4 protein-coding genes and 1 pseudogene are annotated in these 12,626 nt (G+C 59.7%); 2 read left to right on the forward strand and 3 right to left on the reverse strand.

Features of this window, described 5'->3' with window-relative positions; genetic code table 11:
* Positions 1–84: 84 nt before the first annotated feature.
* Both ACP3TY_RS23150 and putP read right to left on the reverse strand, forming a co-directional pair.
* Positions 85–2,091 (reverse strand): annotated as a pseudogene (locus tag ACP3TY_RS23150) (type VI secretion system tip protein VgrG); the annotation flags it as partial.
* Between the two features lie 348 nt (positions 2,092–2,439).
* On the reverse strand, positions 2,440–3,924 hold the full coding sequence (putP, locus tag ACP3TY_RS23155) for a sodium/proline symporter PutP (protein ID WP_426618574.1): 1,485 nt from the start codon (positions 3,922–3,924) through the stop codon (positions 2,440–2,442).
* A 460-nt stretch (positions 3,925–4,384) separates the two neighbouring features.
* Here putP and putA point away from each other — a divergent pair, with 460 nt between their 5' ends.
* Together putA and ACP3TY_RS23165 are read left to right on the forward strand one after the other, a co-directional pair.
* A complete protein-coding gene (gene putA / locus ACP3TY_RS23160) occupies positions 4,385–8,338 on the forward strand; it encodes a trifunctional transcriptional regulator/proline dehydrogenase/L-glutamate gamma-semialdehyde dehydrogenase (protein ID WP_053116702.1) in 3,954 nt (1,317 codons plus the stop codon).
* 286 nt (positions 8,339–8,624) lie between these two features.
* Positions 8,625–10,427 (forward strand): acyl-CoA dehydrogenase, encoded by a 1,803-nt coding sequence (locus tag ACP3TY_RS23165; RefSeq protein ID WP_426618575.1) that lies wholly within the window; start codon positions 8,625–8,627, stop codon positions 10,425–10,427.
* 200 nt (positions 10,428–10,627) lie between these two features.
* Here ACP3TY_RS23165 and ACP3TY_RS23170 read toward each other — a convergent pair whose 3' ends face one another.
* The gene (locus ACP3TY_RS23170; protein WP_212544859.1) at positions 10,628–12,565 is read right to left on the reverse strand and encodes a methyl-accepting chemotaxis protein; all 1,938 of its coding nucleotides are present in this window, start codon (positions 12,563–12,565) and stop codon (positions 10,628–10,630) included.
* Positions 12,566–12,626: the final 61 nt, after the last annotated feature.

The raw sequence follows: 12,626 nt of genomic DNA on the forward strand, positions 1-12,626 counted from the left end.
AACAATATGAAAGCCCGGCTCAACGCTGGAAGGCGCCGGCCGGGCTGAGGACTTTGGGGATTGGGTCAACCCGCTCGGTGTCGGGCAGATGCCATCCTTGCACCGCTCACACTCTTCGCAGAATGGCGCATCACCTTTCAGGCTCATGATTTGCGCCGCCGTGAGCATCGCCGCCGACGCTGCGGCCAGTTTCTCCGGCAGTCCCGGCACGACCGGTGCTGCACTCATCGCCGCCATCGGCGCGCCACCCACGACAATCGGCACGCTGCTGAAAATCCCGCCGGGGCCGATGTTGATCCATTGCCCGCCGGCCTGAATCGTTGCACTCGCGCCGCCATCAATGACCACTTGCTGGCCAGCGCTGATGTGGATTTGCGCACTGGCGTTAAGCGCCTGACTGCTCACGCGAACATGCTGATCACCGATCACGGTCAGGTGATCATCTTTCTTCACTTCAGTCTGGCGCTGTCCGTGGGTGATGCGCTGCTCATCGGCTTTCAACTCATGGCGAGCAAGGCCGGTGACGACGATGTTGCGCTGGTTATCCACTTGCACTTGTTGATCGTGCAGCACGTGCTGCGTCCAGTTGCGCTGGGCCCGCAGATAGATTTCCTCGGCACCTTTGCGATCCTCGATGCGCAGTTCGTTGTAGCCGCCACCGCCGGGACTGCTCTGGCTGCGGAAGATGCTGCGGGTTTTGTCGGCGGGCAGATCCAGCGGCACTGGCGTCGCAGCATTTGGCAGGCAGCCCATGACCAGCGGTTTGTCGGCATCGGCGTCGATGAACCCGACCAGCACTTCCATGCCGACTCGCGGAATCAGCACGCTGCCATAAGCGTCGTGGGCCCAGCCGCTGGCGACACGCAGCCAGCAACTGGAATGCTCGTTCAACTCACCATCACGATCCCAGGCCAGTTGCACCTTGACCCGACCGTACTCGTCGCAATGGATTTCCATGTCTTTCGGGCCGGTGACGACGGCCGGTTGATAACCGAGCATGCGCGGTTTTTCCGGGCCCAGCGCCGGACGAAAGAACACGTCCCACGGCGTGGCGAGAAAGGTATTACGGTAACCCTGGAAACCTTCCCCATCGCTGGTCGCCGTTTCTTCCAGCACTTGCGGCTGTCGGCCATGGTGCTCGACGGCAGTCAGCAACCACAGGTCATTCCAGTCTTGGCGCGGATGGTCGGCCAGTTGCAGGAAATGTCCGCAAACCAAGGAGGATTCGTCGCTAAGGCCCTCGGCCTGACGGTAATCGGCGACATGCCGTTCAAGTGCGCGCTGGGCGAGGTGCTTGCCGGTTTCACGATCTTTGAATTGGCCGGGAAAGTGATAGTCCTCCAGCACCGGGCGCTGCTCACTGTCGATACGGCTTTCCAGTTGCAGACGCGGTTTTACGAAGTTGTAGTCGCGCCGGGTGACCACGCTGGTACGGGTTTCCACGCGAACGTTGAAGCGCTTGATCGCCGGCGCCGCACCGAGCATGCCGCTGCCGGGCAGATACAAGGTCGGCTCGGCGAGTTTCGGGAAAACGGTCTGATCGTCACCGAACACCAGCAAGTGCCCTTCGAGGCTGTGCTGAAAGTGATAATGGATGCCGACTTCCGCACACAGACGCTGGATGAACGCCAGATCACTCTCCCCGTACTGCACGCAATACTCACGCACCGGGTAATCGCTGCCGAGGCGAAATTCGAAAGCATCGCGCAGGATCGAGTGATCCTTGAGGATTTGCTCAACGATTTGCGGAACGCTGAGATGCTGAAAAATACGCTGATTGATGCGGTGCCCGAGGTAGGTCAGTCGCGGGACAAGGCTGAGGTGATAGCGCGTCAGACGTTTCCCGGAATCGCCCTGCCCGACCTGATAAATCTGACCGTGAACGCCGGAACCGTCAGCGTCAAAGCTGAGAAACGCCTGACAGTGCAACAGGCTTTCGAGATCCAGATCGGGCCGCTCACTGACCAGTTCCAGCTCAAAACGAAAGGGTTGGCTGATGGCTTCCTTGCCCGTGAACTCAAGGACTTTGAGGTCAATTTGGGCGCCTTCGAGGGTCAACGTGAAACGCGGTTGATTGGCAGGCGCGAACATCCGATGTGTCTCTGCAGAGTGAGGGCGGGCGATTCTGCATGAGGGGCAAGGGGTGTTGAGTGGGGGACGGAAAAATCAGATTTGCCCTACTTCTGTTGTCGAAAAAACCTCAGAAAATTGGCTCATTCGACTACAGACAAATCCCTCAACCCCACAGCAGATCCCTGTAGGAGTGAGCCTGCTCGCGATGGCGTTGTGTCATATGACATCAATGTTGAATGTCAGACCTCTATCGCGAGCAGGCTCACTCCTACAGGGACTGCGGTGAATAAGAAATCACAGGCACAAAAAAACGGCCCGTTTCCTGTAGGAAACGGGCCGTTTTCATGTGAGCCGTAGCTCAGCGTTTTACTTGTTCAGCATGAAATCTTTTTCCGCTGCCTCGAAGCGCTCAACCATGCCGCGAGTCGGTTCGCCCGCCTTGCTGACAAAGTAGATCGCCAGGCTGGCGAAGATGAAGCCCGGGATGATTTCGTACAGACCCAGCAGTTCGAAATGCTTCCAAACCACCACGGTGACGGCACCAACCACGATACCGGCCAGTGCGCCGTTGCGGGTCATGTCTTTCCAGATCACCGAGATCAGCACAACCGGGCCGAATGCAGCACCGAAACCCGCCCAAGCGTAGGACACCAGGCCCAGTACGCGGTTATCCGGGTTGGCCGCCAGTGCGATGGCGATCAACGCAACCAGCAAAACCATGGCGCGACCGACCCAGACCAGCTCCAGTTGCGAGGCCGATTTACGCAGGAAGGTTTTGTAGAAGTCTTCGGTCAGGGCGCTCGAGCACACCAGCAACTGGCAGCTCAGGGTGCTCATCACCGCAGCCAGAATGGCCGACAGCAGTACACCGGCAATCCATGGGTTGAAGAGGATTTTCGCCAGTTCGATGAACACACGCTCGTGGTTCTCGGTGACGGGACCGGCCAGTTCCGGGTGCGCCGAGAAGTAAGCGATACCGAAGAAGCCGACGGCCACGGTGCCGCCCAGGCACAGGATCATCCAGGTCATGGAAATGCGACGCGCCTTGGCGATCGATTTCACCGAATCCGCCGCCATGAAACGCGCGAGGATGTGCGGCTGGCCGAAGTAGCCCAGACCCCAGCCCATCAGCGAGATGATGCCGATGAAAGTGGTGCCTTTGAGCATGTCGAAGTTGCTTGGATCTTGCGCTTCGATGGCCAGGAACGTGGTGTCGACGCCGCCAGTGGCCAGCAGCACGATGATCGGCGTGAGGATCAGCGCGAAAATCATCAGGGTCGCTTGAACGGTGTCAGTCCAGCTTACCGCGAGGAAACCGCCGATAAAGGTGTAGGCAATTGTCGCCGCAGCACCGGCCCACAGCGCCGTCTCGTAGGACATGCCGAAGGTGCTTTCGAACAGACGGGCGCCGGCAACGATGCCGGAAGCGCAATAGATGGTGAAGAACACCAGAATCACGATCGCCGAGATAATGCGCAGCAGACCGCTTTTGTCTTCGAAACGGCTGGCGAAGTAGTCCGGCAGGGTCAGGGCGTCGCCGTTGTGCTCGGTCTGCACACGCAGACGGCCGGCGACGAACAGCCAGTTCAGGTAGGCACCGACGATCAAGCCGATGGCGATCCAGCTTTCAGACAGACCGGACATGTAGATGGCGCCCGGCAGGCCCATCAGCAACCAGCCGCTCATGTCGGAAGCACCGGCGGATAGCGCGGTGACGACGCTGCCCAGGCTGCGGCCGCCCAGAATGTAGTCAGAAAGGTTGTTGGTGGAGCGATAGGCCATCAAGCCGATCAGCACCATTGCTGCGATGTAGATCACGAACGTGATCAAGGTTGGATTGCTAACGCTCATTAAGTTACGCCCTGGCTTTGTTTTTATGTAGCGGCGGTGATGAACCGCTCGCAAACGACGACGTTTGGCAGACGATTCGGGATCCCGCGCATTTAGGACTGATGTTTCCCCAGGAAAGCCATCAGCCGATACACCGGGTTATTTCCCCGGTTGCACCTTGGGCGCGAATCCTATGCAACAAAGCAAAAGAGGTGCAACCAGTTTCGTGAGAATAAGTTGCACCTAGTCGGTTTTATCGACAATCACCGCGTTTTTGCTCCCTTTTGTGGCAGTCATGGCCATTTGCTAGAAGCAAAAGCACCAAGCAGGAGCAGTACTTTCGTACCAGAAAATAATTCCTGACGAGCTGCTTATTATTCCGGCAAAAAAAGGGTTGCACCCGGTTGCACCTCTTTCGGCGCACGGCTAATCTTGCGGCCAGCTGATGCCACGCAACTGTGGCAACCATGAGGATAAAAATATGGCTACCACCACCCTTGGGGTCAAACTCGATGACCCGACCCGCGAGCGCCTGAAGGCTGCCGCGACCTCGATTGATCGCACACCGCACTGGCTGATCAAGCAGGCAATTTTCAATTACCTGGAGAAACTCGAGGGTGGTGCAACCCTGACCGAGCTGAACGGTCTGACCGCCAAGGACGCCGATGAGGCGGGCGAAGTCCACAACGATCACGCTCACCAGTGCTTCCTTGAATTCGCTGAAAGCATCCTGCCGCAGTCCGTTCTGCGCGCTTCGATCACTGCCGCTTACCGTCGCCCTGAGCCGGAAGTCGTGCCGATGCTGATCGAACAGGCTCGCCTGCCGGTCGCCATGGCTGAAGCCACCAACAAACTCGCCGCCTCCATCGCGGAAAAACTGCGTAACCAGAAAAGTGCCGGCGGTCGTGCGGGCATTGTTCAGGGTCTGCTGCAGGAATTTTCCTTGTCGTCCCAGGAAGGCGTGGCGCTGATGTGCCTGGCCGAAGCGCTGCTGCGTATCCCGGACAAAGGCACTCGTGATGCGCTGATCCGCGACAAGATCAGCACCGGCAACTGGCACCCGCACTTGGGCAACAGCCCGTCGCTGTTCGTCAACGCCGCCACCTGGGGCCTGCTGCTGACCGGCAAACTGGTCTCGACGCACAACGAAGCCGGCCTGACCTCGTCGCTGAGCCGCATCATCGGCAAGAGCGGCGAACCGATGATCCGCAAGGGCGTCGACATGGCCATGCGCCTGATGGGCGAGCAGTTCGTCACCGGTGAAACCATCGCCGAAGCGCTGGCCAATGCGAGCAAGTTCGAAGCCAAGGGCTTCCGTTATTCCTACGACATGCTCGGTGAAGCGGCGCTGACCGAACACGACGCGCAGAAGTACTTGGCGTCGTACGAACAAGCCATTCACTCGATCGGCAAAGCCTCCCACGGTCGTGGGATTTATGAAGGCCCGGGCATCTCCATCAAGCTGTCGGCATTGCACCCGCGTTACAGCCGCGCGCAATACGAGCGTGTGATGGACGAGTTGTACCCGCGCCTGCTGTCGCTGACCCTGCTGGCCAAGCAATACGACATCGGCCTGAACATCGACGCCGAAGAAGCCGACCGTCTCGAACTGTCGCTGGATCTGCTAGAGCGCCTGTGCTTCGAGCCGCAACTGACTGGCTGGAACGGCATTGGTTTCGTCATCCAGGCTTATCAGAAGCGTTGCCCGTATGTGATCGACTACGTGATCGATCTGGCTCGCCGCAGCCGTCATCGCCTGATGATCCGCCTGGTGAAAGGCGCGTACTGGGACAGCGAAATCAAACGTGCCCAGGTCGAAGGCCTGGAAGGCTATCCGGTCTACACCCGCAAGGTGTACACCGACGTTTCCTACATCGCTTGCGCACGCAAACTGCTGTCGGTGCCGGAAGTCATCTACCCGCAGTTCGCCACGCACAACGCCCACACCCTGTCGGCCATTTACCACATTGCCGGTCAGAACTATTACCCTGGCCAGTACGAATTCCAGTGCCTGCACGGCATGGGCGAACCGCTTTACGAACAAGTTGTAGGCAAAGTTTCCGACGGCAAGCTGAACCGTCCGTGCCGCGTGTACGCGCCGGTCGGTACTCACGAAACATTGCTGGCGTACCTCGTACGTCGCTTGCTGGAAAACGGCGCGAACACCTCGTTCGTCAACCGCATCGCCGATCAGTCGATTTCGATTCAGGAGCTTGTGGCCGATCCGGTGGCGCAGATCGAGCAGATGGCGACCGTGGAAGGTGGTTTCGGCCTGCCGCACCCGCGCATTCCACTGCCGCGTGATCTGTACGGTGCCGAGCGCGCCAACTCCAGCGGCATCGACATGGCCAACGAACACCGTCTGGCTTCGCTGTCCTGCGCCCTGCTCGCCACTGCCCACACCGACTGGAAAGCTGCGCCGATGCTCGGTTGCGCTTCCAGCACTGAAACTCCGGCAGCCGTGCTGAACCCGGCAGATCACCGTGATGTGGTCGGTCACGTTCAAGAAGCCACTGTCGAAGACGTCGACAACGCCATTCAATGCGCGCTGAATGCCGCACCAATCTGGCAGGCCACTCCGCCGGCCGAACGTGCGGCGATTCTGGAGCGCGCCGCTGACTTGATGGAAGGCGAGATCCAGCCGCTGATGGGCCTGTTGGCGCGTGAAGCCGGCAAGACTTTCGCCAACGCCATCGCCGAAGTCCGCGAAGCCGTCGACTTCCTGCGTTATTACGCAGTGCAGGCGCGCAACGATTTCAGCAACGACGCCCACCGCCCATTGGGTCCAGTGGTATGCATCAGCCCGTGGAACTTCCCGCTGGCGATCTTCAGCGGTCAAGTCGCTGCGGCATTGGCTGCCGGTAACCCGGTATTGGCCAAACCTGCCGAGCAAACTCCGCTGGTGGCGGCTCAAGCCGTGCGCTTGCTGCTCGAAGCCGGGATCCCGGAAGGCGTGCTGCAACTGCTGCCGGGGCGCGGTGAAACTGTCGGTGCCGGTCTGGTCGGTGATGAGCGCGTCAAAGGCGTGATGTTCACCGGTTCCACCGAAGTCGCGCGCCTGCTGCAACGCAACATTGCTGGCCGTCTCGACAGCCAGGGCCGTCCGATTCCACTGATCGCCGAAACCGGCGGGCAGAACGCGATGATCGTCGACTCCTCGGCACTGACCGAACAAGTCGTGATCGACGTGGTGTCGTCGGCGTTCGACAGCGCTGGCCAGCGTTGCTCGGCGCTGCGGGTACTGTGCTTGCAGGAAGATTCCGCGGATCGTGTCATCGAAATGCTCAAAGGTGCCATGGCGGAAAGCCGTCTCGGCAACCCGGAGCGCCTGTCCGTGGACATCGGCCCGGTGATCGACGCCGAAGCCAAGGCTGGCATCGACAAGCACATCCAGGGCATGCGCGACAAAGGTCGCAATGTTTACCAAGTGGCGATCGCCGACACCGAAGAGGTCAAACGCGGCACCTTCGTCATGCCGACCCTGATCGAACTGGAAAGCTTCGACGAGCTGCAACGCGAGATCTTCGGCCCGGTGCTGCACGTGGTGCGCTACAAGCGTAAAGAGATCGATCAACTGATCGGCCAGATCAACGCTTCCGGTTATGGCCTGACGCTGGGCGTGCACACGCGGATCGACGAGACCATCGCCAAGGTGATCGACAACGTCAACGCCGGTAACGTCTACGTTAACCGCAACATCGTCGGTGCCGTGGTCGGCGTGCAGCCATTCGGCGGCGAAGGTTTGTCCGGTACTGGCCCGAAAGCCGGTGGCCCGCTGTACCTGTACCGTTTGCTGGCGACACGTCCTACCGATGCCATCGAACAATCCTTCGCTCGTGGTGATGCGGTTATCGCCCCGGACGTTCGTTTGCGCGACGCCATGAGCAAACCGCTGAACGCCCTGAAAGCCTGGGCTGAAAGCAACAAGTACGCCGACCTGAGCACCCTGTGCGTGCAGTACGCGGCGCAATCGCAGAGCGGCATCACTCGCGTGCTGGCCGGCCCGACCGGCGAGAAAAACAGCTACGCGATCCTGCCGCGCGAGCACGTGCTGTGCCTGGCCGAGGTTGAAGGTGATCTGCTGACGCAACTGGCAGCGGTGCTGGCGGTAGGCGGTTCGGCGGTATGGCCGGAGTCCGACATCAGCAAGGCATTGTTCGCACGCCTGCCGAAGGAGATTCAGGCGCGGATCAAGCTGGTTGCTGACTGGAATAAAGACGAAGTGGTGTTTGATGCGGTGCTGCATCACGGCCATTCCGACCAGTTGCGCGGCGTTTGCCAGCAGATTGCCAAGCGTGCCGGCGCGATTGTTGGGGTTCAGGGCTTGTCCCAGGGCGAGACCAACATTGCCCTGGAGCGTCTGGTGATCGAGCGCGCGTTGAGCGTTAACACTGCGGCGGCGGGTGGTAATGCCAGCTTGATGACGATCGGCTAAACCGCTGTAAATCCAGGCGGCCGCAATGGTCGCCTGGAATGAAATCCCCTGTAGGAGTGAGCCTGCTCGCGATAGCGATCTATCAGACACATTTGTTTGACTGACACACCGCTATCGCGAGCAGGCTCACTCCTACAAAAGATCAAAAGATCAAAAGATCGCAGCCTTCGGCAGCTCCTACAGAAGGCTGCGATCTTTTGCTTCTGTATCACGCCCATCAATCATCCTGTTCAGCATTTATCAGCACGCCTAGACTCGGCCCAACCCCAATTTCAGGTAGGCCGCCATGTCCGAGACGCTGCTCAGTTCCCGCAATCTGGCTTTCGAGCTGTATGAAGTCCTCGATGCCGAGGGCCTGACACGGCGTGAGCGCTTTGCCGAACACAACCGCGAGACCTTCGACGCTGCTATCGGCACCGCGCGCAATATCGCCGAGAAATACTTCGCCCCGCACAACCGCAAAGGCGACGAAAACGAGCCGCGCTACGAGGACGGCAAGGCGATTTTGATTCCCGAGGTAAAACCGGCGGTGGATGCCTTCCTTGAAGCCGGATTCCTCAACGCCGCGAGAAGTTTCGACGCCGGCGGCATGCAACTTCCTACATTGCTGTCGCAAGCCTGCTTCGCGCATTTCCAGTCGGCCAACGCTGCTTCGACCTCGTACCCGTTCCTGACCATGGGCGCGGCGAACCTGATCGAAAGCTTCGGCACTGAAGAGCAAAAGCAGCGCTTCCTGCAACCGATGATCGACGGCCGCTTCTTCGGCACTATGGCCCTGACTGAGCCGCACGCCGGCTCATCGTTGTCGGATATTCGTACACGCGCCGAGCCGGCGTCTGACGGCACCTATCGACTCAAGGGCAACAAGATTTTCATTTCCGGCGGCGATCACCCGCTCTCGGAAAACATCGTACACATGGTGCTGGCCAAACTGCCGGACGCGCCGCCGGGGGTGAAAGGCATTTCGCTGTTCATCGTGCCAAAGTTTCTGGTCAACGATGACGGCAGCCTCGGCCCACGCAACGACGTGCTGCTGGCCGGGTTATTCCACAAAATGGGCTGGCGCGGCACCACCTCCACCGCACTGAACTTCGGCGATAACGGCGAGTGTGTCGGCTATCTGGTTGGCGAACCACATCGCGGTTTGAGCTACATGTTCCAGATGATGAACGAGGCGCGGATCGGCGTCGGCATGGGCGCAGTGATGCTCGGCTACGCCGGTTATCTGTACTCGCTGGAGTACGCCCGCGAACGTCCGCAAGGTCGAGTGCCGGACAGCAAGGATCCGACTACCGCGCCGGTGGCGATCATTCAGCACGCCGACGTAAGACGCATGCTGCTGACGCAAAAATCCTACGTCGAAGGGGCATTTGACCTCGGCTTGTACGCCGCTCGCCTGTTCGATGACACCACGACGCTTGAAAGCGAAACCGAGCGTAAACAAGCGCAGGAATTGCTGGATTTGCTAACGCCAATCGTCAAATCCTGGCCATCGGAGTTCTGCCTGAAAGCCAACGAACTGGCGATCCAGATTCTTGGCGGTCACGGTTATACCCGTGAGTATCCAGTCGAGCAGTACTACCGCGACAACCGTCTGAACCCGATCCATGAAGGCACCCACGGCATTCAGTCGCTGGACTTGCTTGGGCGTAAGTTGGCGCAGAACGGCGGCGCGGGGCTGAAGCAGCTGATTCGCCTGATTGCCAATACGGCCGAACGCTCGACTGCGCACGATTCGCTGACAGCACTGCGTGAGCCACTGGAAAAACTGGTGGCACGCCTGCAAACCGTGACCATTGGTTTGCTGACGGATCTGGCGCAGGGCGAGGTCAACAGCAGCCTGGCGAACTCGGCGCTGTACCTGAAAGTGTTCGGGCACGCGGTGATTGGCTGGCGCTGGCTGGAACAGGCGATTCGTGCGGAGGAAGGCTTGGCCAAGGGCAATGCGGCCGATGCTGACTTCTATAAAGGCAAGTTGCAGGCGGCGCGGTATTTTCTGACGTGGGAAGTGCCGGGTTGCCACCATGAATTGGCGTTGCTGGAGGCGCGGGATGATACGTGCCTGGCGATGCAGGATGCGTGGTTCTGAACAGCTACCCTCACCCCAGCCCTCTCCCGGAGGGAGAGGGGGCCGACCGGGGGATGGTTGATACTCCATCGACCTGAAAGAGGCTCACCGAATCCATAATCGACTGGCGTTTTCAGGTCGATGTATAGCAAAAGACACCTCGGTCAGTCCCCTCTCCCTCCGGGAGAGGGCTAGGGTGAGGGGCTTTTCTGGCTCAACACTCAACTCAACCTGAACCCACCCATCTGCCGCGCCAGATCATCCGCCAGTTTCTGCAACATCTGACAATCCTCACGACAAGCGCGAACCTCCCCCGCCGTCGCCCGCGCCAGATCGGAAATCCCCTGCACGTTGCGGTTGATCTCCTCCGTCACCGCCGACTGCTCCTCGGTCGCCGTCGCCACCTGATGGTTCATGTCGCTGATGCGCTCGACCTGCCCGGTAATCGCGGTCAAAGAAGCGCCCGTACGCTGACTCGACTCAACCCCGGTACCCGTCGCCGCTTGCCCGGTACGCATGGACGACACAGCGTTTTCCGCGCCCTGCTTGAGGCTGCCGATCATCTGTTGAATCTCATCAGTGGACGCCTGAGTCCGCCGCGCCAACGTGCGCACTTCATCAGCAACAACGGCAAACCCACGCCCCATATCCCCGGCACGCGCCGCTTCAATCGCCGCATTGAGCGCCAGCAAATTCGTCTGCTCAGACACCCCGCGAATCACCGCCAACACCGAGTCAATCGATGCCACTTGATGCGCCAGTTCACCCACTGCGCCCGCCGCCAGACCAATTTCGTCCGACATGCTTTCGATATGCCGGATCGACCCGCCAACATCTTCCCGCGCCTGCATCGCTTCATCCCGCGCAGTCTGCGATGCGAGCGCCGCGTTGCCGGCGTTTTGCGCAATCTCCTGAACCGTCAGGCCCATTTCGTGAACCGCAGTGGCAACCATGTCAGTCATTTCCTGCTGACGACCGGAGCGCTCGGCGGTGTTTTCGACCACCTTCGCCACCTGCCCCACCGCCGTGCGCAGACGCTCGCTGGTGGTCAGCACTTCCGCGATCATGCCGCGCTGACTGTCGAGGAAACGGTTGAAGCCGCGCGCCAGATCACCCAGCTCATCAGCACGGCTGGAATCTAACCGATGGGTCAAATCTCCCCCGCCGCTACCGATTGCTACCAGCGCCGCTGTTACCTGACGAATCGGTCGCACCAGCCCGCGCGCCAGCCACACCACCAAGGCCAGGCACACCAGCGCTACAGCCAGACCGATGCCGCCACTCATCCACATCGCTTTGCGCGCTTCGGCGTAGATTTGCGATTGCGGCACTTCGGCCACCAGCGTCCAGCCCAGATCACGCAACGGCAGGCTGAAGGCCAGATAATCTTCGCCATCACGCTGGAAGCTACTGTTCGTGGCAATTTTTTGACCCATGACCGCTTGCGCTGCCGCAGCACCAATCTGCTCCGTAAGCGTGCGTTTGCCACTGAACTGCGCTTCAGGATGCACCTGAATCAAACCGTCGGAACGCACGAGATAGACCTTGCCGCGCTCGCCGAAGCTGAAGTTGTGAATAAGCTCCGACAGCTCTTTCATGCTCAGCCCGAGACCGGCGACACCGACCACTTTGCCGGCCTGCTCGACCTTCAAATCGATAAACAGCGCCAATTCTCCAGTGGCGCCATCGTTGTCGATATTGAGGGTGCGCGACTGGTTGCTGTCGAGGAAGGAATAGAACCAGGCATCGGCCGGCTTGGTTCGACTGAGGGTGCGATCCAGGCCTTTTTCGGTGATGTAATGATTGGATTCGGTGCCGATGATCAAAGCCGTAAAAGCCTTGTGTTCGGCGCGGATGCCTTCCAGATACTGCGCGAAGCCCGCCGTTTTGCTGCTGTCTTCGCCAGACGCCAACCAGTCACGCACCATGGTGTTGCTGGCGATGTCTTTCGCGGCGGTGAGGGGCTGGACGAGGATGCGCTCGATGTCGTTGCGCGTCGCTTCGATGCTCGACGGCAAGGCTTGTTCGACCAGATAGCTCTGGGCGAGACGGTTGACCACCAGGGTATAAATGCCAACCACGATCAGGATACTGACCAGCAGAGCGGTGCCCATGCTGAGGATCAGTTGCCATTGGATACTGCGTCGCCACAACTGCATGGAGCACCCCCAAAGAATAAGTGGCGGAAGCAATGCAACAGCCGTGCCGATTGTATACAAC

Source organism: Pseudomonas rustica, from assembly GCF_049959085.1.
In the GTDB taxonomy this organism is placed as follows: Bacteria; Pseudomonadota; Gammaproteobacteria; order Pseudomonadales; family Pseudomonadaceae; genus Aquipseudomonas; species Aquipseudomonas rustica.

Bases quoted from the DNA above. Each gene is read 5' to 3' on its own strand.
- putP (WP_426618574.1), bottom strand. From the start codon at position 3,924: ATGAGCGTTAGCAATCCAACCTTGATCACGTTCGTGATCTACATCGCA.
- ACP3TY_RS23165 (WP_426618575.1), top strand. From the start codon at position 8,625: ATGTCCGAGACGCTGCTCAGTTCCCGCAATCTGGCTTTCGAGCTGTAT.
- ACP3TY_RS23170 (WP_212544859.1), bottom strand. From the start codon at position 12,565: ATGCAGTTGTGGCGACGCAGTATCCAATGGCAACTGATCCTCAGCATG.
- putA (WP_053116702.1), top strand. From the start codon at position 4,385: ATGGCTACCACCACCCTTGGGGTCAAACTCGATGACCCGACCCGCGAG.